At 58.3% G+C, this 21,405-nt stretch carries 19 protein-coding genes; 8 read left to right on the top strand and 11 right to left on the bottom strand.

The window, feature by feature from the left end:
• Positions 1-96: 96 nt before the first annotated feature.
• The 4 genes from WAW39_RS26590 to WAW39_RS26575 form a co-directional block, all read right to left on the bottom strand.
• Entirely contained in the window at positions 97-1,938 is a 1,842-nt protein-coding gene (locus WAW39_RS26590) for a CocE/NonD family hydrolase (RefSeq protein WP_422322188.1), read from the bottom strand.
• A 4-nt stretch (positions 1,939-1,942) separates the two neighbouring features.
• Positions 1,943-2,902, bottom strand: a complete 960-nt coding sequence (locus WAW39_RS26585) for a TlpA family protein disulfide reductase (protein ID WP_422322187.1) — start codon at positions 2,900-2,902, stop codon at positions 1,943-1,945.
• 195 nt (positions 2,903-3,097) lie between these two features.
• Complete coding sequence (locus WAW39_RS26580) at positions 3,098-4,045, bottom strand: TlpA family protein disulfide reductase (protein WP_422322186.1); 948 nt, start codon at positions 4,043-4,045, stop codon at positions 3,098-3,100.
• Between the two features lie 46 nt (positions 4,046-4,091).
• The gene (locus WAW39_RS26575; RefSeq protein WP_422322185.1) at positions 4,092-5,546 is read right to left on the bottom strand and encodes a DUF1501 domain-containing protein; all 1,455 of its coding nucleotides are present in this window, start codon (positions 5,544-5,546) and stop codon (positions 4,092-4,094) included.
• 125 nt (positions 5,547-5,671) lie between these two features.
• Between WAW39_RS26575 and WAW39_RS26570 the strand changes: the two genes are divergently transcribed.
• The 4 genes from WAW39_RS26570 to WAW39_RS26555 are packed head-to-tail and all read left to right on the top strand — an operon-like array spanning position 5,672 to position 8,841.
• On the top strand, positions 5,672-6,361 hold the full coding sequence (locus WAW39_RS26570; RefSeq protein WP_422322184.1) for a hypothetical protein: 690 nt from the start codon (positions 5,672-5,674) through the stop codon (positions 6,359-6,361).
• Positions 6,358-7,386 carry an alginate O-acetyltransferase AlgX-related protein gene (locus tag WAW39_RS26565; RefSeq protein ID WP_422322183.1) on the top strand — a complete coding sequence of 343 codons (1,029 nt, stop codon included), beginning with the start codon at positions 6,358-6,360 and terminating at the stop codon, positions 7,384-7,386. Before WAW39_RS26570 ends, WAW39_RS26565 begins: the two co-directional genes overlap by 4 nt.
• A gap of 13 nt (positions 7,387-7,399) precedes the next feature.
• Positions 7,400-7,810: a MauE/DoxX family redox-associated membrane protein gene (locus WAW39_RS26560; protein ID WP_422322182.1), complete on the top strand. Its 411-nt coding sequence runs from the start codon at positions 7,400-7,402 to the stop codon at positions 7,808-7,810.
• The gene (locus tag WAW39_RS26555) at positions 7,780-8,841 is read left to right on the top strand and encodes a threonine aldolase family protein (RefSeq protein ID WP_422322181.1); all 1,062 of its coding nucleotides are present in this window, start codon (positions 7,780-7,782) and stop codon (positions 8,839-8,841) included. Before WAW39_RS26560 ends, WAW39_RS26555 begins: the two co-directional genes overlap by 31 nt.
• Before the next feature lie 6 nt (positions 8,842-8,847).
• Here the strand turns inward: WAW39_RS26555 and WAW39_RS26550 are convergent, their stop codons facing one another.
• From WAW39_RS26550 to WAW39_RS26520, 7 genes are all read right to left on the bottom strand, one after another.
• Positions 8,848-10,245: a hemolysin family protein gene (locus WAW39_RS26550; protein ID WP_422322180.1), complete on the bottom strand. Its 1,398-nt coding sequence runs from the start codon at positions 10,243-10,245 to the stop codon at positions 8,848-8,850.
• Between the two features lie 20 nt (positions 10,246-10,265).
• Positions 10,266-10,517, bottom strand: coding sequence for a zinc ribbon domain-containing protein (locus WAW39_RS26545; RefSeq protein ID WP_422322179.1), 252 nt, complete (start codon positions 10,515-10,517; stop codon positions 10,266-10,268).
• 67 nt (positions 10,518-10,584) lie between these two features.
• Positions 10,585-10,854, bottom strand: coding sequence for a 30S ribosomal protein S14 (rpsN, locus tag WAW39_RS26540; protein WP_395730845.1), 270 nt, complete (start codon positions 10,852-10,854; stop codon positions 10,585-10,587).
• A 196-nt stretch (positions 10,855-11,050) separates the two neighbouring features.
• On the bottom strand, positions 11,051-11,833 hold the full coding sequence (locus tag WAW39_RS26535) for a thiazole synthase (RefSeq protein ID WP_422322178.1): 783 nt from the start codon (positions 11,831-11,833) through the stop codon (positions 11,051-11,053).
• A gap of 109 nt (positions 11,834-11,942) precedes the next feature.
• Positions 11,943-12,191: a hypothetical protein gene (locus WAW39_RS26530; RefSeq protein WP_422322177.1), complete on the bottom strand. Its 249-nt coding sequence runs from the start codon at positions 12,189-12,191 to the stop codon at positions 11,943-11,945.
• A 30-nt stretch (positions 12,192-12,221) separates the two neighbouring features.
• Complete coding sequence (locus WAW39_RS26525; RefSeq protein ID WP_422322176.1) at positions 12,222-13,079, bottom strand: chlorite dismutase family protein; 858 nt, start codon at positions 13,077-13,079, stop codon at positions 12,222-12,224.
• Positions 13,080-13,177: 98 nt separating this feature from the next.
• A complete protein-coding gene (locus WAW39_RS26520; protein ID WP_422322175.1) occupies positions 13,178-13,648 on the bottom strand; it encodes a hypothetical protein in 471 nt (156 codons plus the stop codon).
• Between the two features lie 41 nt (positions 13,649-13,689).
• Here WAW39_RS26520 and WAW39_RS26515 point away from each other — a divergent pair, with 41 nt between their 5' ends.
• The 4 genes from WAW39_RS26515 to WAW39_RS26500 all read left to right on the top strand — a co-directional run bounded on the left by WAW39_RS26515 (position 13,690) and on the right by WAW39_RS26500 (position 21,399).
• A complete protein-coding gene (locus tag WAW39_RS26515) occupies positions 13,690-15,171 on the top strand; it encodes a PQQ-binding-like beta-propeller repeat protein (RefSeq protein ID WP_422322174.1) in 1,482 nt (493 codons plus the stop codon).
• Positions 15,172-15,596: 425 nt separating this feature from the next.
• Positions 15,597-16,739 carry an efflux RND transporter periplasmic adaptor subunit gene (locus tag WAW39_RS26510; RefSeq protein ID WP_422322173.1) on the top strand — a complete coding sequence of 381 codons (1,143 nt, stop codon included), beginning with the start codon at positions 15,597-15,599 and terminating at the stop codon, positions 16,737-16,739.
• A gap of 111 nt (positions 16,740-16,850) precedes the next feature.
• Complete coding sequence (locus tag WAW39_RS26505) at positions 16,851-19,988, top strand: efflux RND transporter permease subunit (RefSeq protein ID WP_422322172.1); 3,138 nt, start codon at positions 16,851-16,853, stop codon at positions 19,986-19,988.
• Positions 19,981-21,399, top strand: a complete 1,419-nt coding sequence (locus WAW39_RS26500; RefSeq protein WP_422322171.1) for an efflux transporter outer membrane subunit — start codon at positions 19,981-19,983, stop codon at positions 21,397-21,399. Before WAW39_RS26505 ends, WAW39_RS26500 begins: the two co-directional genes overlap by 8 nt.
• Positions 21,400-21,405: the final 6 nt, after the last annotated feature.

Raw genomic sequence — 21,405 nt, 5'->3', positions numbered from 1 at the left:
CCGGTCCTCCGGCGCTTTCGAACGTTCCATGGCCTGCGAAAAGCTCCAGAGGACTGGAACACTCCAGGACGCTGGCGCGCACTCGATTACCCAGACCTACGGCTTCACCAATGGCAGCACGATGTGGGAGGGGTGCTCGCGGTCGAAGTGAATGGTGTTCGTGGCGATGACCGTGCGGCGATGCTGCTGGAGAGGCTCGCCGGTGTTGGGGTTCACGTCGAAGCGCGGGAAGTTGCTGCTGCTGATGTCCACGCGGATGCGGTGGCCTTTTTTGAAGACGTTGCTCGTGGGGTAGAGCTTGATGGTGAAGGGATAAACCTTGCCAGGCTGCATGAGCTTTTCTTCCTCCAGTGAATCACGAAAGCGGGCGCGGACGATGCCGTCGGCGAGATTGAGATCAAAGCCATGCGGCCAGTCGGCGCTGGATGGATAGACATCGATCAACTTGGCGGTGAAGTCCGTGTCCAGGGCATCGGAGGAGGCCCAAAGCTTCACCTCGATCTCGCCCGTGATTTCGGTGTCTTCGGCCAGCGGTGCTGTTTGGAACACCAGCACATCACTGCGGGCGGACAGCGGGATGGGCTTGGTCCAGTTCCAGAATTTGTCGCTGCCACGCTGATCCCACGCACCCTGCTGCATGATGCCGTCTCCGGAAGAAATGTTGCCGCCGAGCGTGGGCACCGGGTTCTTGGGGTCAAAAGCATAGGTCACGGATGCGCGCTCATCCTTGGGTTTTGCATCGTTCAGCAGGCCTTCGGCATGCAGATAGAACGGGGTGGGTTTCATTCGCGCCAGAGGCCATTCGTTTTCATCACGCCATTGTCCGCCGTGATTGAGCAGACCGTCCTTGGTCTTGCTGCCATCTCCGGTGCCCATGACGAAGATGCGCACTTTTTTGGCGAAGGGAGCGGCCTTGCCGACGCTGTTGTCGATGCCCTTCATCCAGTGATCAAACCACTCCTTGCGCCAAGCAAGCTGATCCTCAATGGCGGCGTCTTTGCCGAACTCCACCTGCCCATGCGCTGATTTGTTTTGCGCGCCGTGAATCCATGGGCCCATGATGAGATAGACATCGCTCTTGAGCGTCTTCGACAGCGCCTGAAAATTCGCCGAGGTGTTGCCGGCCCATGAGTCATACCAGCCGCCGACCAAATAGACCGGCATGTCTTTGTAGCGCGAGGGATCAGCCAAAATATTGTTTTGCCGCCAGAAGGCATCATCCTTGCCGTGGCGCATGGCCTGGATGAGCCAGTCCTCATATTCAGGGGCGAGCTTCAGAGGCGTTGAGCCGGGGCGCAACGGCAGCAGGGAGAGGTAATCCCAGCGATGGTCCGCCATTTCCTTGAGCTCGTTCTGAGTCGCAGGATCAAGCGCCGCATTGCTGCCCTTGCCGGCATTGAGCATGATCCAGTTCCAGAAGCGCATCTCAAACGCACCCGCATTGCGCATGCTCTGCCGTCCCATGTTTGACACAGCATCCACCGGGATGACGGTGGTGAGCTGCGGCACTTTTTCCATGGCCATCGCGTGTTGAGTACCGCCGACATACGAGGTGCCCACCATGCCGATCTTGCCATTTGCCCAAGGCTGTGCGGCGATCCATGCGGCGCAGTCGGCACCATCCACGCCATCATCGGTCATCCAGTGCCAGACGCCCTCGCTGGCATAGCGCCCACGAGTATCCTGTGCCACAAACGCATAGCCGTGCGCCGCAAAGTACTCACCGAAACTTTTCGCGCCGTCCTTGTTGTAAGGCAGACGCGTGAGGATGACAGGCAGCTTTTCGGCGCTGCCCGCAGGCAGGTAAACATCCGTGGCGAGCTTCACGCCATCGCGCATCGCCACCATGACGTTCTTTTCGACCTTAACGCCCGCTTCCTGGGCATGGAGCAACGAAGCAGCCAGCAGGACCGCCATGAATACAGGACGATGGATCATGATCTTACTCCGCGAGAAGTTTGGTCACCTGTGCTTCCAGACCGCCGCGTGCATTGGTGCTCACCACCATGCCCTTCTTATTGAGCAGCCACATGGCAGGGATCGAATTGATGCCGTATTTGGAGGAGATCTCGTTCTGCCAGCCTTTGCCGTCAAAGTACTGCGGCCATTCCATGCCTTTCTCCTTCACAAAGGCCTCCAGTTCGGCCTTATCGCTGTCGAGCGAGATGCCCACAATTTCAAAGCCCTTCGGGTGCAGTTCCTTGTAGGCCTTGAGCACGTTCGGCAGTTCGGCCACGCAAGGTCCGCACCAGGTGGCCCAGAAGTCGATGAGCACCACCTTGCCCTGAAGTTTTGACACATCCACTTCACGGCCGTCCACGGCGGTGAATTTCAATTCAAGCGGATTGGTCTTCAGGTCGGCGGCCGCCTTGACACTCTTGATCTTGCCTTCCACCACCTTGTTCATCTTTTCAGCGGGATAATCTTTCAGATGCTTCTCCGCTTTCGCCAGCCATGCGCCTGAGTCCCCTTCAGAGCTTTCGGCGGCGTCGGCTGCCTCCATGACGCTCATCAAGCTGGCCTGTGATTTGGTTGCAGGTTTGGCATCTGCGGCGTTGAGAATGTCTTCAAGACTGACGGCTTTCTTTTCAGGAGCCGGGACCCCTGCGACTTCACGTGCACGACCGACCATCATCTCAAACAAGGCGGCATCCCAGCGGGAGGGATTTTCCGGCGCGACCTTCATGGCCGCCGCATGAGCGGAATCGAACTCTGTCAGTCCCTTTTTCAACAGTGCGATCGCTTCATCCCGCGATTGCGGTTTGTCCTTCGGATTTTTGAGATTTTCGACAATATCATCCACCTTTTGCCATTCAGCATCGCCATTGGCAGCATGAAGGAATGAAGAAACGGCCAGGACCAAAGTCGTGACCCCGATGCAGAGAAGGCGATGCGCGTTCATATCTAAACCTAAACGGGAGACCGCCGCCTCACCAATCTTTTCACGCGAAGATTTCCATCACGGCTTCCCCTCTCAACTCCTGTCACGCATCGCCAGGATAACACTTCTCTCAATCTGAACGACTGCCTCCAAGGCAAGATTCAGAAGGTGGCAAGGCGAATGACTCCGATGAATGCGGCACGTGCCATCATCATGTTATTCAGCCAGCAGTTTCTTCACCTTCTCCTCCAGCCCCTCAAAGGCGGTCATGCTCACGACCACGCCCTTCTTGTTCAGCAGCCACATCGTGGGGATGGATTCGAGATTGAACTTGAGGAAAAGTTCGTTCTCCGGGCCTTTGCCATCGAAGTACTGAGGCCATTCGACGCCTTTGTCCTTCAGGAAGGCCTCCAGTTCCGCTTTGTCGGCATCAAGCGAAACACCGATGACCTCAAATCCCTTCGCATGCTGTTCTTTGTAGATCTTCAGAACTGTCGGCAGTTCTTCGACGCAGGGCCCGCACCAGGTGGCCCAGAAGTCAATGAGGACGACCTTGCCCTGAAGCTTGCTCACATCCACCACACGACCATCCACGGCTGTGAACTTCAGTCCCAGAGGCTGAGTCTTGAGATTCACCTCCTGCAGCTTGACCTCCACCATCTTGTTGAGCTTTTCCCCCGGGAAAGCCTTCAGGTGCTTCTCCGCCAAGGCGACCCAGGCAGCAGCATCGCCCCCGGGAGCGACCGCTGAGTCAGACGCGAGCATGACCTGCGTCAGGCTGGCCTGTGATCTCGTCTCGGGCTTTGCATCCGCTGCTTTGACGATGTCGTCCAGGCTGATGGCTTCCTTCTCAGGCGCAGGGACGCCGGCAAGCTCACGCACATGCCCGAGCATCGCGGCAAAGAGCGCCACATCCCAGCGGGCAGGATTGGTGGGTGCAGACTTCATGGCGGCGGCATAAGTCGCATCAAACTCCGTCAGGCTGTGCTTCAGCATCATGCGCGCCGTTTCGCTCGTCTGGGGATTCTCCTTGGGGTTCCGGATGCCTTCAATGATGTCGTTGACCTTCTTCCACTCGTCATCGCCATCGGCGGCACGAATGGATGAGGAAACAGCCAGGACGAGAGTCGTGACACCGAGGCAGAAAAGGCGGAGAGCGTTCATGAAGAAGGGAGAGCCTAAACGGACGAAATCCGCGCCACCAATCTTTTTAAGCGAAGATTTCCGTCACGGCTTTTCCTTTACCATCTTCCGTCACGTAGAAGGGGCGGCCTTCGATTTCGAATTCCGTCTTCGGACTGATGCCCATGGCCGTCATGATAGTGGCATGCAGGTCCATGACACTGACCGGATTTTTGGTGGCAATGAGAGGGCGTTCATCGGCGGTTTCGCCATAAAGATGGCCTTTCTTCACGCCGCCGCCAAACATCACCACGCTGGTGCCGCCGGTAAAATGGCGGTGCAGGCCGTAGTGCTTCATCTCGCTGAGAGTATCGACTTTGAAGGTGGTCTGGTCGTTTGCCGTGGAACCGGGCTTGCCTTCCATGAGCGCATCGCGGCTGAACTCGCTGGCGATGACGATAAGCGTGCGATCCAGCAGGCCCTTCGCCTCCAGATCACGCACAAGCTGCGAGATGGGCAGGTCGATTTCCTTGTGCATGGCCTCCACTGTGGTGTGACCGTCTTTATGCGTGTCCCATTGGAAGAAGGGCACGTACTCGGTGGTCACCTCGACGAAGCGTGTGCCCGCCTCGACCAATCGGCGAGCGAGCAGGCAGCCACGGCCAAAGCGACCGGTGTCATACTTGGCGTAGCTCTCCTTGGGCTCCAGGGTGATATCGAAGGCTTCGCGCTCCTTGGCGCTGAGCAGGCGGTAGGCATTGTCCATGCTGCGCAGCATGGACTCCTGCTGATAGTCGCTCATGAACTCACGCTGCGGGCTTTGATCGACCAGTTTGCGGAAAAGGCGGTCGCGATTGGCAAAACGATTCGCGTCCATGCCCTTCGGTGGCTTCACGGACTGCGCGGCCTCTTCAGGAAAGGGCAGGTTCATGGGGCCAAACTCGCTGCCGAAAAATCCGGCGGTGGTGAAGGCCTTCAGCTCTTCGCTTTCGCCCACGCCCTCGAGCCGCTGGCCGATGTTGATGAACGCGGGCATCACGGCATTGCGCGGGCCGAGCACCTTGGCCATCCAGGAGCCGATGTGCGGGCATGCCACTGTCTGCGGCGGCACATAGCCGGTGTGCCAGTGATACTGGTGCCGCGAGTGCAAAATGCTGCCGAGGTCGGGCTGCACCGCACTGCGAATCAGCGTGGCGCGGTCCATCACCTGCGCGATGTTTTCCAGCCCCTGGCAAATTTTGATGCCATCCACGTTGGTGTTGATCGCGGGGAAGGTGCTGAGCATACGCTTGACCTCCAGGCCCTTCTCAAAGGGCAGGTAGCCTTTCGGATCGAACGTGTCTGGAGCTGCCATGCCGCCGGCCATCCAGAGGAGGATGCAGGCGTCGGCCTTTGCCGGAGGGTGAGTCACCTTCTCGCCGGTTTTTGCCCAGATGGCCTTCGGTGCGCCGGTCATCCATGCCGCGGTGCTGGCAGCCGCGAGTTTCTTGAGGAAATCGCGGCGTATGAGGTGCTCGGGGAGGGTGGGATCAATGTCGTGCATGACAGTACTCAAACGCTGCGACAAGCGCTTCGCTGACGTAATTTTCTGCCTCCTCTGCCATCTCGGAACAATGCCCCCAAGATTCCATGATTGACGGGCGTCTAGCTATCGCCATCTCCATACTTGTGCTGATCAGTCTCCACCATCTGCTGTTTGTGCTTCTGCCCGTCGCTATGGCGGTGCGCCTGTACGTCAAACCACGACCGGCCGCGCATGACGTGGCGAATGGAATCGCGCGCTTCTGCCTGGGAATCGGCAAGTGGGTGCTGCTGGTCGATCCGCTGTGGCATCTCGCGACGATGACATTCCGGGGCGGACCGGAAAGCCTGGGCACCAGCGTGGCGTGGATGGGATTTCTGGGGCTGCTGCTCAGCCTGCATTTTGCCTGCACCGCCGCTGGTGATGTGATAGCGGGACTGGGCGGCATGTTTGGATTCAAGGTGGCGGAGCCGGTGCAGGAGGTGCTGACGCTGCGACGATTCACGCAGGGAAACTGGCTGCGGCTGATTGTGCTCCTGCTGGTCATCACCGTGATCGGGGCGCTGGTGCAAACGGCTTCGTTAGGCGACACCTGGCTGCACCTGAAGGCTCTGTTCGCACCTCCGACGCGGACGATCCCCACATTGATTCAGCAGGCGCGTGTGCGGACGGATTTTCATGTGCTCACGATTTTTGCGGCGCTGGTCTGCCTCATCGGCCTGCCGCATTCACGCGATTTTCTGCGTGAGCCGGCGCCATGGAAGGCGACGATCTGTCTTCTCATTTTCACCTTTGCCGTGGCGATGCTTTGGACGCATGCCGCCCCCATGTCATGAAACCGACGCTTCCCCGAATTGACCCTGCGAAGCGGACCGTGGTGCCGCCCGAGCCGGAACTGAGCCCCAAGGCGGCGCGAAACATCATCCGTGTGTTTGCCTTGCTGCTGGCGGTGCCGCTGCTGTTTGAAGCTGCGTCATGGTTCACGTCTTCCAAAACCAATCTGGCGGCGGCCACGGTGCGCAGCGGATTGCAATGGCTGCTGATGCATGGTCTGAATGAAGGTAACAAAAACGTGTATCTCGGACGCGAAGGCTGGCTCTTTGACCAGAGTGAACTCGACCGCCTGGCACATGCCAGACGCCCTGCCAACGACCTGCAGTCCGGTTTGATCAAGCTGGCGTCACAGCTGAAGGCTCAGGATACGACACTGCTGGTGATCACGATTCCAGACCGTGCCACGATGTACCCGGAACAAATCCGGCCAGGTCGTTATCTGGACGTGGTACGGTTGAAAGGTGAGGCGGGCCGACTGGCTGATTTGAAAGCGGCGGGCGTCAATGTGCTGGACATGACCGAGCCTCTTTGGGAATTTCGTGACAGGCAGCCGGTGTTCTTTTCGCATGACAGTCACTGGACCCCGGAGGCCATGAAGGCGGTGGCCCTGGCGGTGTACAAGCATGTGCATGAAAAGCTGCCACGTCTGAGCAGCCCGGAGACGCCCGTGATCAATGCCAAAATTCTTGATCGCACCGACCCCGGTGATCTGGCGCGCCGACTCGATCCGCTGCATGCCGCCAAGCTGCTGGGTGAAGAAGAGGCGAACCTGGTTTCCATCCAAGGCTTCCCACCGAGCGACAAATCCCCCATCGTGCTGCACGGCGGTGAATTGATGCGTGTGTACGATGATGCGCAGCTCAGCTTTGGCGGGGGCGGTCAGGCGCCGGAGGCTGGTTTTGCCACTCAGCTTGCCACTTTGCTGGGGCGCCCACTGGACGTCCGGGGTATGCTGGTGCCGGGAGAAAGCTACGAAGACAAGAAGCTGGTCATCATTTTGTTGCCGATGGCGGAACTGGTGCCGTAAGTTTGGCGAACCCATGCTGCGACTTCTCCTTCATTTCTTTTTCGGCGGCGTCTTTGTTTATGCGGGGATTCTGAAGGTGGCGGATCCGATGTCCTTTCTCGATGACATCCGCAGCTTCGATCTGCTGGGAGATCCCTGGGCCGCATGGCTGGCCATGGGGCTGCCGTGGCTGGAAATCTTTGCGGGACTGGCGGTCATGAGCGGACTGCTGCGTTCCGGCGGGCTGCTGATCTTGAATGAATCACTGGTGATTTTTCTGGCGGCCATCAGCATCTCATGGTGGCGCGGCATCGACATCCGCTGCGGCTGCTTCGGCCACGCGGACGCCACCTCCAATTACCGCGACCTCATCCTGCGCGATGTGCTGCTGCTGCTCGCAGGGATCGTACTCGCATGGCATGGGAAGCCGAAAGCAAAAGCATGAGCGCTGAATTGAAATACCACTTCGCCTCGGACAACACGTCCGGCATTTGCCCCGAAGCCTGGCAGGGGCTGGAAGAGGCCAACGCAGGCTATCAACCCAGTTATGGGGCCGACTCGACCACTGCGGAGGCCTGCGAAATGTTCCGGCGCTTTTTCGAAACGGACTGCGATGTGTACTTTGTCTTCAACGGCACGGCGGCGAACTCGCTCTCGCTCGCCACGCTGTGCCAGAGCTACCACAGCATCATCACCGCGCAGGAGGCTCATGTGGAGACGGACGAATGCGGTGCCCCGGAGTTTTTCAGCCACGGCTCGAAGATCCTGCTGGCCCGCAGCCCTTTGGGTAAGCTCGACCCCGCTGATGTCGTTCGTCTGGCGACAAGCCGCAGCGACGTGCATTTTCCGAAGCCACGGGCCCTGAGCATCAGCCAGAGCACGGAACTGGGCACGGTGTACCGTCCCGGTGAGGTCAAGGGCCTGGGCGCAGTCGCGAAACAGCATGGCCTGTCGATTCACATGGATGGTGCGCGGTTTTTCAATGCGCTGACCGGATTGAATTGCGCGCCCGCTGACATCACCTGGCGAGCCGGGGTGGACGTGCTGTGCTGCGGCGGCACGAAGCTTGGCATGGCGGTGACGGAAGCCGTGGTGTTTTTCAACAAGGAGCTGTCCCAGGAGTTTGCCTACCGCTGCAAGCAGGCGGGGCAGCTTTGCTCCAAGATGCGCTTCATCTCGGCGCAGTGGCTGCGCATTTTGAGTGATGAAACCTGGCGCAGGCATGCGCAAAACGGCAACACCCTGGCCAGACGCCTCTCAGATGCACTCGGCCATCTGCCGGGTGTACAGATTCTCTACCCGGTGGATGCCAATGCCGTGTTTGCCAAGCTGCCGGACCGGATGAAGGAGGGCCTCAAGGAGCGGGGCTGGGTTTTCTACAGCTTCATCGGTGGAGGATCACGCCTGATGTGCTCATGGCGTACCACGGAGGCGGATGTGGATGCCTTCGTCGCGGATGCGGCGGCTTTCGTGTGAGCCGTCTTACACGCCTTCTGGTGCAGCATCAGCCGCCGCAGCTTCTTCCGCCACGGTGGAAAGGCGCTTGAAGTGCAGCTGCAAAACACGCCTGAGGTCCGCCTTGGTGGTGGTCACCTCATACTCTTCAATGACCACTTTTTCGCCCACCTTGGGGAGATGGCCGAGGAGGTGCGTGACGTATCCGCCGATGGTGGTGACTTCGTCGCTGTCGAGATCAATGCCGGTCTGATCGGCCAATTCGTAGAGGTTGTAGGTGCCTTCGACGGTGAATTCGTTGTCGTTGATGCGGCGAAACTCGCTGACTTCATGGTCGAATTCGTCCTGAATATCGCCCACGATTTCCTCCAGCACGTTGTCCAGCGTCACAATGCCGACGGCACCGCCGAATTCATCCACGGCAAGGGCCACGTGAACGTGTTTGTCGAGGAAGAAGCGCAGCAGCTTGTCGATGGGCATCATCTCCGGCACCATCTGCAGCTCGCGTTTGATCTTGCGCAGATCCGGCTGCGGTTTGCCGATAAGACTGAGCAGATCTTTGATATGAATGGTGCCGATGGCGTGGTCGAGATGCCCTTCCACAAGCGGATAGCGCGTGTGCTTGGAATCGATGGCGATCTTGAGATTGGCCTCAAAGGTTTCATCCGCATCGAGCGAGACGACCTGATTGCGCGGCGTCATCACATCACGCACGCAGCGGTCATTGAGGGCGAGGGCATTGAGAAGGATGTCCTTCTCGGTTTCGGTCACTTCCTTGGATTTCTGGCTTTCGGCCACAATGTGGCGCAGCTCTTCTTCAGAGTGGGCGATCTCGTGCTCGGAAACGGCCGTGATGCCCAGGAAGCGGAGGACGAGGTTGGTGCTGGCGCTGAGAATCCAGATGGCCGGCTTCAGCAGGATGTAAAACAGGTGCAGCGGGCGCGCGATCAGCAGCGCGGTTTGCATTGATTTGCGGATGGCGACCACCTTCGGCGTCTGCTCGCCAAGCACGACGTGCAGGAAGGTGACGATGGCATAGGCGATGCCGATGGACGTCCAGCGGATCACCGTCTCGTTGACGATGCCCATTTTAAACAGCATCGGCTGCACGACGACAGCGACAAACGGCTCGCCAAAAATCCCCAGCGCGATGCTGGTCAGTGTGATGCCCAGCTGCCCGGCGGAGAGGTAGGCGTCCAGGTTGCGCGTCACGGTCTGCGCGAATTTGGCACCGCGCATGCCGTCTTCGATGGCGGCCGTGAGCTGGCTGTCCCTGACTTTGACGATGGCAAACTCAGCCGCGACAAAGAAAGCGTTGAGCAGTACGATGATCAGCACAATCACAGCCTGCCAGAAGACTTCACCCGCAGTGAAACTCCACTCGCGAACGAGTTCGGCAGAAGCATTGGCGAGCAAAGGAGTCATGGAGCGGCGCGATCAGGCGTTCACAGCTTCTCGTAATTTCCATCGCATCGTTTTTCGAGGATGGTGAAGCCGGCGGCCTTGGCGTCGGAAACGGAGAGGGTTTTGGTGATCTTCGGCGTGTTAAAACCGGAAATGAGTTTTTTGACCGGCTGCCTGCAAAGAGGGCACGCGTCCAGCGCAGGCCTGCTGAGCGGACGGCGCAGGTCAAAGCCTCTGCGGCAAGCAGGGCATCCCTTTTCAGGGTCGTCAGCGATGTAGGAGTAGGTAGGCATCAGAGAAGAACGCACCGCCTCCCCCATGCAGCCAGAAAAATTTCCGGCTGCAAGTTCGGACGGAATTCTACCAGCTGGACTTCGTCACCCCGGGGATCATCCCTTGGGAAGCGAGTTCGCGGAAGGTCATACGGGACATCTGGAAGCGGCGAATGAACGCGCGACGACGACCGGAAACGCGGCAGCGGTTGATGAGACGTGTCGGGCTTGCATCACGTGGAAGCATGGAGAGGCCGACGAAGTCGCCTTTCTCCTTGAGTTCTGCACGGAGTTTAGCGTACTTTTCGACGGTTTTACGTTTGCGCTTGTCGCGCTCGAGCCAGCATGTTTTTGCCATAGGGGCGCGGAGTCTGCCCCAAAGCGCTCCATTCGCAAGAAAAAATTTCTACTAGCGAACGCTCTATTTCACGCTAAATGCCCAATCACTATGGTCATCTTTACTGGAATGTGTCTTGCAGCCGGTCTGCTTTTCTGCGGCGTTATCGCTTTCACCTACCTGGTGAAGGGCTGAAACCAGCCCTTTTCGAAGCCTGTTACTGGTAGAGAAAAGTCGTCAGCGGACTGGTGGCTGAAGCCTCTCCCGCGCCTTCGCTCAGGCCGATTTCAAAGGCGCTGCGCCCGGCTTCCACAGCCATTTTGAAGGCTTGTGCCATCCGAACGGGGTCAGCAGCCACGGCAATGGCAGTGTTCACCAGAACGGCATCCGCCCCCATTTCAAAGGCCTCGGCGGCGTGGCTGGGAGCCCCAATTCCGGCATCCACCACCACCGGCACCGTGGCCTGGGTGATGATGATTTCGATCATACGACGCGTCACGATGCCCTGATGCGAACCGATGGGCGAACCCAGTGGCATGACCGTGGCCGTGCCCACATCCTGCAAGCGGCGGGCCAAAACGGGGTCGGCATTGATGTAGGGGAGGACAATGAACCCTTCCTTCACGAGAATTTCAGCCGCCTTGAGCGTTTCGATCGGATCTGGCAGCAGGTAGCGTGGGTCCGGATGGATCTCCAGCTTCACCCAGTTGGGCAGCCCCGCGGCCACGGCCAGGCGGGCCAGGCGCACAGCCTCCTCCGCATTCATCGCCCCGCTGGTGTTTGGCAACAGCAGGACGTTCTTGGGGATGAAATCGAGGATGTTGGCAAAGGGATCCCCCTTGCCGGTCAAATCCGCCCGGCGCAGCGCCACGGTGACGATTTCCGTCTCCGAGGCCACGATGGCATCCCGCATCAGCTCACCGCTGGCGAATTTGCCCGTCCCCATCATGAGGCGGGAGTTGAACTGACGATTGGCGATGGTGAGGGGCAGATTTGGCACAGGAAGTGAGAGATGCACCCAATCTCGCCTCACGCAAGCATCACCCGCTGCAGCAGCTCACCTGTCGCAGGTTCAATTTCAGTCTTATTTGCGAGATCAACCGTGACTCTCATGGCCGGGCGGCTCTGCGGGCCCGGAGTCGGCTTGCGACTTCCTCCAAGGGTATGGCGCTGCTTTCGCCTCGTTCCAGAGCTGCTTTGCGTTTTTCAAGCAGCTCCCACGGCCAAGGGATGGCCTCCCATTGGCCGCTTTCGCCTTCTACACGAAGAACCTCGTCCAGCAGCAAGCGATCCTCCCTCGAGAGCTCGTCGATGCGGCCTTTGATCTCGGCGACCGGGGCTGGAAGCGTGGCTGTCATGCAGGGAGGATAGTTTCTGAATCGCTAAAATCAACTCAGCATCACCCGCTGCAGCAGCTCACCAGTCGGTGTCTGGATGCCGATGTAGAAGTCGCCAAATTCGCCGTATTGGGTGGTGACTTCATCAAAGCGCATTTCATAGACGATGCTTTTGATCTGGAACATGTCGTGCGCGAAGAGCGTCACACCCCACTCGTGGCTGTCGAGGCCGGTGGAGCCGGAGATGAGCTGGCGCACCTTGCCGGCGTATTTGCGGCCCGTCTTGGCGTGGCCGCCCATGAGTTCACGACGCTTGGCAAAATCGTTGGCATACCAGTTTGCGCCCACGCTGCGGCGCTTGCTCATCGGGTAGAAACAGAAGACCTGCCAGTCGGGCATGTTCGGGTAGAGGCGGTCGTTGAAGTACTTCGTCATGTGGCCCTTCCATTCCGCCACACGCTTGTCGAAGGCCTCCGTGCCGGGAGTCAGGTTTTCCGCCTTCTCGATCTGCGCCTTGAACTCTTCTTCGCTCTGTGAGTACTCGGTCCACTCCGTCATGGAAAGATAGCTGTAGGCAGGCGTCAGCACATCAGGGCCCAGAGCCAGAGTGATCTGCTTTTCAAAGCGCTGTGAGTCGTGCAAATCCGGCGTGATCAGCATGAAGCCCAGCTCCGACTTGGGCGACACCATGGCAAACGCGAGCAACTGCGTGCCGGGATGCTTGCGAATGGCCTCAATCGTGCGTGTGAAGTTCTCACGCCGCTCCTGGCGCTCTTCCGGCATCAGCGCCGCCCAGTAGCCGTGATCAATGGTAAAAAACAGGTGCTGCACGACCCAGCCCTCCTCGGAAATCAGCGGTTTGGATTCAGCAGGGCCGTTGGACGTGGGGAAAGAGGTCGGAATGAGCATGGGGTTGATTGGAGGTTGTCAGTCACATACGCCGGAATTCGGGCGGCTCAACGGACGATCATTGGCTTTTGCTGTGCTTTATCGGTTCTTCCACAGCTTCAATCAGGATGGATCTCCAGCCTCCGGAGCATGGCCGCGAACCGGGGGCTTCCGCGCAGGATGGACGCCAGTCCAGCCAGCCAGAGCGCCAGCCCGAGAATCCAAGGCAGATCAGGATGTGAAGGAGGTGGTTGAATAATCGTGTGCCTGCCCTCAAACCAATGAACAGGTGCCACGATGATTTTTGAAAACATCGCAAACCCATCCGAGCTGCCGAATCCCATGCCGAATCCAACTAAATAGGTCAATACCGGAGGAATCCAGGAACGCGGCATGAGGCAGGCTAAAATGACCGGAAACACAGAGCAGTAGCCGCCCCTCAGTAAAACCGTGGCGAGATCGAGCTCCCGTCCTCCCATCCCATTTCCCCAGAGTCCAAGAAGAAACCCAATGAGGCAGGCGGGAATACCTCCCACCACGAGCGCCACAAATTGGCGCTCATGCCAGGCAAGTTCACGCATGGGATTCATGAGAGTGGCGTTCTTCACAGCTGTGGCTAGCTTGGCATGACATGAAAAATTCGTCGAGACTGTTTCTGCTACTTTTTGCCCTGAACGTCTGCTCTGCGCAGGAGGCGTTTGACCGGCTGACCTTTCATGCGGCGCCGAAGCCGCTGGCGGCAGAAGCGAAGACGAGCGACTGGCCGCGCGTGCTCGGCCCCACGAATGATGCCCACTCTCCTGAAACCCATCTGCTCAAGACCTGGGGCCAGAACGACCCGAAGCCAGTGTGGGAAGTTCAGATGGGTGAGGCCTACAACTCACCCGCCATCAGCGGCGACTTCTGTGTGATCTTCCATGCCCTGGAAGGCAAGGAAACCATCGAGTGCCTGCATCGTGAAACAGGGAAGCGGTTCTGGTCGCAGGATTACCCGATCTCGTACCAGGATCGCTATGGCTTCGGCAATGGACCGCGTGGCAGCCCGGTGATTGCCAATGGCATCGTCGTGACTTTCGGCGTGACTGCCGAGTTGCGCGCGTTCGATTTAAAAACCGGCAAGGCATTGTGGCAGCATGATCTGCGCAAAGAATACAACGTGCCTCAGGATTTCTTCGGAGCGGGCGGCACGCCGCTGATTCTCGACGGGCGCGTGATCGTGAATGTCGGCGGCAAAAAAGCCCTGATCGAAGACAACGAAGGAATGCGCGACCGTAAAACGAAGCTCGCGGAAGCAGGCGTGAGTGTGGCGGCCTTCGATTTGCAGAGCGGCAAGGTCGTGTGGATTGTCGAGGACTCCTGGGGCGCGAGCTATGCGTCTCCCGTTCCCGTCAAGCTGCATGGACAGACGAAGGTGCTCATCTATGCCGGTGGCGAGAGCGACCCGGCCACGGGCGGCCTCATGTGCATTGATCCCGCAAGCGGCAAACTGCATTCGAAATTTCCATGGCGCAGTGAGGACTACATCCAGGCCATTGGGACTTCCCCCGTCGTCATTCCGGAGAAAAACCGCGCCTTCATCACCACCGCGTACCCGAAGGGCCGGCCGCTCGGCGGTGCGATGGTGGAGTATGACGCGGAGTTCCAAGTGAAGGAGGTCTGGCAGTCGAAAAAGCTCGGCGTCCACTGGATGAACCCGGTGTATCACGACGGTCATCTCTATGCGATTGACGGCGAGACAGAGCCCAAGTCGCGCCTTGTCTGCGTAAATGCGGATACCGGTGCGGAAGTATGGGAACAGCACATCGAGTGGGAAGATGCTGAGTTTAGCAAGCTGACCGGACGTGCCAATCCCACCCGCCTCAGCATCCTGCGTGCGAGTTTGCTGAAAGCCGATGGTGCCTTCCTTTGCCTCGGCGAAACTGGTTCGCTGCACTGGCTCGATCTGAGTCCGGCCGGGGCCAAAGTGCTGGCTCAAACCCAGCCGTTTTATGCGCTCAACACCTGGAGCCTGCCCGCGCTGAGTCACGGCCTGCTCTATATACGCCAACAGTCGCAGGATCTGCTGCATAAGTCAGGCCAACGGGTAATGGCCCTGGATTTGAGAGGTAAGTAAACCGTGTCCATACATGGACATGAGTCAGAGGCAAGGCACCGCTTACTGAGGAAAGCCGGGCTTCTGTAGCGAACTCTAACAAAATAAGTAGAGGCTGACACTACTCCGGTTTCAGCCGGCCTTGTTGAAAACATTTGAGTGCCATGCACCCGATGTTTTTCATCATCTTTAAATTCCTGCAAATGAGCAACTTGAAACGCGCATGTCAAAGCGCGTCAGGTGATGATCGGGCACTCTAAAAACAGCACCCCATCAATGATGGAGACATCTGTTGCTGCGGAGACCGGTTGTGCCCTAGCCAGCGCATATTGAGAAATGGCACGTCAAATGCTAGTGCTCTTGGATACCTGTTACAAACATCACATCAGATTCCAAAGTCATCAAATGCTGATGACAAAAGTCCGATGAAACCTAATGAAATCCCCATGAGCTCATATGCATACATCATCGCAAGATGTGCCGGATCGAAAGCAGTCATCTGCCTTTCGCTACTTCTGTTATTGAATTCCTGCAACGAAAGTGCCACCGCAACCGGTCATGAGGTTAAAAGAACCTTTCCTGTCACTTCCGCCGTGGTGATGGATGTGCCGAATGGCCAGGAGTACGTCGCAAGCATTCAGAACTCCAACTTCATTGAACTGGAAGCACGGGTAAGCGGCCGCCTCGAAAAAATCTCTGTCGACGAAGGCCAGCGGGTCACTGCAGGACAGCTGCTATTCACCATCAGCAGTCATTCCTATCAAGAGGAGGTGAAGCGGGCCAATGCCCGGCTCAAAAGCGCCCAGGCGGAGGCCAAGATGGCGGAGATAGATCTGCAGAACAATCAACTGCTGCTGCAGAAGAAAATCATCGCCACTTCAGAGTTGGAAATGGCCCAGGCAAGGCTGGATTCGGCCATGGCCAAAGTGGACGAGGCGAAAACCACGGTCGCCGATGCCGAGCGCAGACTCTCTTATGCCGAAGTGCGCGCGCCGTTTGACGGCATCATCAACCGGATCCGCAACAAAACCGGCAGCCTCGTGGCAGAAGGGGATCTGCTCACATCCATTTCCAATGACGGAGATGTTTACGCCTATTTCAATGTGTCCGAGCGTGAGTATCTGGAGCTGGCCAGGCGCAAGGACCTCGGTGTGCAGGGCAGTGTGGCGCTGGAGCTGGCCAACGGAGAAATCCATCCTTTCAAAGGCCGGATTGAAACCTGGGAAAGCGTGATTTCCAAAAGCACCGGAAACATCGCCTTCCGGGCCAGCTTCCCAAATCCCAACCATCTCCTCAAGCATGGTTCCAGCGGCAAGGTGATTGTGCAGTCGGAGCTGAAGAACGCCCTCGTAATACCGCAGAAATGCACCTTTGAAGTTCAGCATAAAACCTGCGTGTACATGCTCAACGCAGACAACAGCATTCAGCTGAGAAGCATCGACACGAAGCTGCGCCTGCCAAACCACTATGTGATCGACTCCGGCCTCCTGCCGACCGACCGCATCATCTTTGAAGGCATCCAGGTGGTGAAAGAAGGCGATGTGATAGCTCCTGACTTCAAAGCCCTGGCAGACGTCGCCCCGTTCTGATGCTGCCAGACTACCGGACAGCCAACAATAAACTGGTGGGGGATGCCGCCGTCAGACCTGACGGTCTCAGGCCTCTATCCCCATGCACCCAACCGATGAATCAAACGCTGAATGATTAACGAGTTCATCCGCAGACCCGTGCTGTCGATGGTCATTTCCATCATCATCACCTTCCTGGGTCTGCTGGCTTTGTATCAACTGCCCATCACCCAGTTTCCCAGCATCGCTCCGCCGGAGGTCAATGTGACGGTGGAGTACATCGGTGCCAATGCGGAGACGCTGACGAAGGCCGCCATCGTCCCGCTGGAGCGGTCGATCAACGGCGTACCTGGCATGAAGTACATGTCCTCGCGGGCGGCCAATGACGGCGTCGGCGTCATTTCAATCGTCTTTGAAGCAGGCACTGACCCTGATGTGGCGGCGGTGAATGTGCAAAACCGCGTGAACAAAATGATGGGCGAGCTGCCCGAGGAAGTCATCAAGGCCGGGGTCCAGATCGCCAAGGAGGAGAAGGCCATGCTGATGTACCTCGACGTCACCAGCACGAATCCTGAACTCGATGAGATGTTTTTGTACAACTTTGCCGACATCAACATCCTCACCGAGCTCAAGCGAATTGAGGGCGTCGGTTTTGCGAAGATCATCGGCGTCAAGGAATACTCCATGCGGATCTGGCTCAAACCGGACAAAATGCTGACCTACAACATTTCGACGGAGGACGTGCTGCTCGCCTTGAAAGAGCAGAATGTGGAGGCCGCTCCAGGGAAGGTGGGGGAAAGCTCGGACAAGACCGAGCCGCACCTGCAGTACGTGGTGCGTTATGCAGGCAAATACCAGAACCAGGAAGATTATGAAAAGATCCCCATCCGCTCCAATGACGAGGGCCAGGTGCTGCGCATCAAGGATGTCGCCGAGGTCGAATTCAGCACCCTTTACTTCGATGTGGAGACCCGGTTCAATGGCAGGCCCACGGCCGCCATTCTTCTCAAGCAGCTCCCCGGCTCCAATGCCAACGAAGTCATCGCCAGCATCAAACAGCGCATGGCGGAAATCAAGGAGGACACTTTTCTCCAGGGCATGGACTATGACATCAGCTACGATGTCTCCCGTTTCCTTGATGCCTCGCTGCATGAGGTGGTGCGCACGCTCGCAGAGGCCTTCCTGCTGGTTTCCTTGGTGACGTTTGTCTTCCTGCAGGACTGGCGCTCCACGCTGATCCCGGTCATTGCGGTCCCGGTGTCATTGGTCGGCACCTTCTTTTTCATGCAGCTGCTGGGCTTCTCGCTGAACCTGATCACGCTGCTGGCACTGGTGCTCGCAATCGGCATCGTGGTGGACGGAGCCATCGTGGTGGTGGAGGCGGTCCATGCGAAGATGGAAAGCACCGGCGCAGGCCCGCGCCAGGCCACCGAGGAGGCCATGGGAGAAATCGGCGGTGCCATCATCGCCATCACGCTCGTGATGGCCGCCGTCTTTGTTCCCGCGTCCTTCATGTCCGGCCCCTCGGGCATTTTCTACCAGCAGTTCTCCCTCACGATGGCGATAGCGATCGTGCTGTCAGGCTGCGTCGCGCTCACGCTCACCCCGGCGCTGTGCGCCCTGATGTTGAAAAACATGCATCATGCGCCCAGGAGCAGCAGCCTGCTGAACCGCTTCTTTGGCCACTTCAACCGCAGCTATGACAAAATTTCGGCCACTTACACGCGGTGGATCTCGGCGCTGGCAGGCAGGCGCACGCTGAGCTGGGGCATCCTCCTGGGCTTCTGTGTGGTCATGGTCTTCATGGGCGGCAGACTGCCATCCGGATTCATTCCCAATGAGGATCAGGGCGCGTTTTACGTGGGTGTCACCACTCCGGCCGGCTCCACCCTGGAGCGAACCAAGGCCGTGGTGGATGAGATCCAGAACTGCTGTAAAGGCATCACCTCTATCTCATCAGTCTCCACTCTGGCAGGCGTGAACATCATCACCGATGCCAGCGGCGCAACTTATGGCTCCTGTCTGATCAATCTCACCGGCTGGCATGAGCGAACCGAGTCGGTCAGGGCTGTGATGGACGAACTTCTCCGCAGGACCCATCACATCAAAGATGCCGAGATTGAGCTGTTCTCACCACCCGCCGTGCCGGGATACGGCAACGCAAGCGGCTTCGAACTCCGCCTTCTGGACCGGACTGGAAGCGGCGATTTCAAAAACATGGAAAGCGTGGCCGCAAAGTTCATCGACGATCTGGAGGCACGGCCGGAGATCGCCAATTCCTTCACCAGTTTCGACGCCAGCTTTCCGCAATACCTGCTGCATGTGGACAGCGACATCGCGGCGCAAAAAGGGGTGACGACCAACAATGTGATGAGCACTCTGCAGACCATGCTGGGTGGCAAATACGCCACCAACTTCATCCGCTTTGGCCAGCTCTACAAGGTCATGGTCCAGGTGCTGCCGGAATACCGCGCACGTCCGGAGGACATCCTGAAACTTCACGTCAAAAATGACCTTGGGGAGATGGTCCAGATCAGCACGTTTGTGGAGCTGGAAAAAGTGTACGGGGTGGATCAGGTCACACGCCACAACATGTTCACCTCGGCTGAGATCAACGGGGAGCCTGCAGCCGGGTTCAGCAGCGGCGCGGCCATCCAGGCCATTCAGGAAACGGCCAGGGAAAAACTGCCGAAAGGCTTTGGCATCGACTGGGCCGGCATCACCCGGGATCAGATTCTGGCAGGAAATCAGGCGGTGTTCATCTTCCTGATCTGCCTCGCATTTGTTTATCTCCTGCTATCCGCCCAATACGAAAGCTTTCTGCTGCCAATGCCGGTCATCCTGTCACTGCCCACAGGCCTGCTTGGCGCATTTGTGTTTCTGCTGTGGATGGGTCTTGAAAACAACATCTATGCCCAGGTGTCCATGATCATGCTCATCGGCCTGCTTGGAAAGAACGCGATCCTCGTGGTCGAGTTTGCCATCCAACGGCAGCGTGAGGGCCTCACCCCGCTGCAGGCGGCGGTGGAAAGCGCGACCTCGCGCCTGCGCCCCATCCTGATGACGTCACTTGCCTTCGTCGCCGGTTTGAGCCCCTTGATGATGGCATCGGGCGTCGGCGCGGCTGGCAACAGGACCATCGGCGCCTCGGCGGTGGGCGGCATGATCTTCGGCACCGTGTTTGGCATGCTGATCATTCCGGGCCTCTACGTCATTTTTGCCTCATTCACTTCAAGCCCAAAACCATCCAAGGAACCGGAACATGCGTGAGACCCTGCATCTGAACTGGCCATTCCTGAGCGCCTGCGTTTCGTTCATGACGCTGATGTTCACCAGCTGCGAAGATCTTCGCCGCCATGGCAAAAAAACGGAGCAGGCGCCGGACAAAACCGCCTCATTCACCGGAGTCAGCCAATGGCGGAAACACTTCACCGATCCCCGGTTGCAGTCCCTCACTGAGCAGGCGCTAAACAACAACCGCGATCTGAAAATCGCGCTTCAGCGCATCGAGATGGCGAAGGCTCAAATCACCGCCGCACGCAGCATGCTGTCCCCCAAGGTCTCGGGCGTGGCAGGCGCGGGCATCCAACGCTTTGGCCTCTACACCATGGACGGTGCCGGCAACAGCACCACGCCCATCTATGACGGGCGCATTGTCCCGCGGGATGTCCAGGACTACACAGTCGGTTTGCAGACGAGCTGGGAAATTGATCTCTGGGGAAAACTGCGGAGCAAAAAAGCCTCCGCCTCCGCGCGCCTGCTCGCCAGTGTGGAGGGAAGGAATCTGGTGCAGACGCATTTGATTGCCGACCTGGCCACAGCCTACTACGAGCTGCTGGCGCTGGATGCTGAGATCATCAACATCGATGAGACGATCAAAATCCAGCGTGATGCGCTGGAGACGGTGCAGACCCAGAAGCAGGCCGGTGCCGCCAATGAACTGGCTGTACAACAGTTTGAGGCGCTGTTGTTCAACCTTCAGGGCATGCGACTGGATACGCAGCAGCGGATCGTGGAGCAGGAAGGCATCATCTGCACCCTGCTGGGCGATCCTCAGCGTCCCATCGCCCGCAACAGGACGGCCCTGATGCATGCCCAGCTGCCGCAGCTGTCATCCAGTGTGCCGGCCGACATGCTCAAAAATCGCCCTGACATCCGCCGGGCTGAATTTGAACTGGCGGCTTCAAAAGCGGACGTGAAGGCGGCCAAGGCTGCATTTCTGCCCTCAGTCTCCATCAATGGCGTGCTGGGACTTCAGGCTTTCCAGAGCAACCTCCTGCTCAACGTTCATTCCGCCACCTATTCGGCGCTGGGCGGACTGGTGGCTCCGTTGATCAACCGCAAGGCGATCCAAGCCGAGTTTGATCACGCCAACGCCTCCCAATTGGAAGCACTCAACACCTATCAGCAGTCCATCGTGAACGGCTACGTCGAGGTGCACAACCAGCTCGCCTTCATCCGCATTTTAAAGGATCTTCAGGTGCTGAAGACCAAGGAGGTGCACCTGCTGATTGAGTCCGTCGGCACCGCAGCAGACCTGTTCCGCACGCGTCGGGCCACCTACATCGAGGTGCTCAACGCGCAGCAGAACGCTCTGAAGGCCCGGCTGCAGCTGATCGGTGTGACCAAGCGGCAGTTTCAGGTGCAGGCCAATCTGTATCGCGCCTTGGGAGGAGGCTGACCGGGA

This window comes from Prosthecobacter sp., from assembly GCF_049294395.1.
In the GTDB taxonomy this organism is placed as follows: Bacteria; Verrucomicrobiota; Verrucomicrobiia; order Verrucomicrobiales; family Verrucomicrobiaceae; genus Prosthecobacter.
The sequence above is the reverse complement of the archived record's forward strand: the minus strand, read 5'-3'. Positions and strand labels throughout refer to the sequence as shown.

Coding starts and splice junctions, on each gene's coding strand:
- WAW39_RS26530 (WP_422322177.1), bottom strand. CDS start 12,191: ATGACAGCCACGCTTCCAGCCCCGGTCGCCGAGATCAAAGGCCGCATC.
- WAW39_RS26575 (WP_422322185.1), bottom strand. CDS start 5,546: ATGCACGACATTGATCCCACCCTCCCCGAGCACCTCATACGCCGCGAT.
- WAW39_RS26515 (WP_422322174.1), top strand. CDS start 13,690: ATGAAAAATTCGTCGAGACTGTTTCTGCTACTTTTTGCCCTGAACGTC.
- WAW39_RS26555 (WP_422322181.1), top strand. CDS start 7,780: ATGGCATGGGAAGCCGAAAGCAAAAGCATGAGCGCTGAATTGAAATAC.
- WAW39_RS26545 (WP_422322179.1), bottom strand. CDS start 10,517: ATGCCTACCTACTCCTACATCGCTGACGACCCTGAAAAGGGATGCCCT.
- WAW39_RS26525 (WP_422322176.1), bottom strand. CDS start 13,079: ATGCTCATTCCGACCTCTTTCCCCACGTCCAACGGCCCTGCTGAATCC.
- WAW39_RS26510 (WP_422322173.1), top strand. CDS start 15,597: ATGAGCTCATATGCATACATCATCGCAAGATGTGCCGGATCGAAAGCA.
- WAW39_RS26505 (WP_422322172.1), top strand. CDS start 16,851: ATGATTAACGAGTTCATCCGCAGACCCGTGCTGTCGATGGTCATTTCC.
- WAW39_RS26585 (WP_422322187.1), bottom strand. CDS start 2,902: ATGAACGCGCATCGCCTTCTCTGCATCGGGGTCACGACTTTGGTCCTG.
- WAW39_RS26590 (WP_422322188.1), bottom strand. CDS start 1,938: ATGATCCATCGTCCTGTATTCATGGCGGTCCTGCTGGCTGCTTCGTTG.
- WAW39_RS26580 (WP_422322186.1), bottom strand. CDS start 4,045: ATGAACGCTCTCCGCCTTTTCTGCCTCGGTGTCACGACTCTCGTCCTG.
- WAW39_RS26565 (WP_422322183.1), top strand. CDS start 6,358: ATGAAACCGACGCTTCCCCGAATTGACCCTGCGAAGCGGACCGTGGTG.
- WAW39_RS26500 (WP_422322171.1), top strand. CDS start 19,981: ATGCGTGAGACCCTGCATCTGAACTGGCCATTCCTGAGCGCCTGCGTT.
- WAW39_RS26560 (WP_422322182.1), top strand. CDS start 7,400: ATGCTGCGACTTCTCCTTCATTTCTTTTTCGGCGGCGTCTTTGTTTAT.
- WAW39_RS26550 (WP_422322180.1), bottom strand. CDS start 10,245: ATGACTCCTTTGCTCGCCAATGCTTCTGCCGAACTCGTTCGCGAGTGG.
- rpsN (WP_395730845.1), bottom strand. CDS start 10,854: ATGGCAAAAACATGCTGGCTCGAGCGCGACAAGCGCAAACGTAAAACC.
- WAW39_RS26520 (WP_422322175.1), bottom strand. CDS start 13,648: ATGAATCCCATGCGTGAACTTGCCTGGCATGAGCGCCAATTTGTGGCG.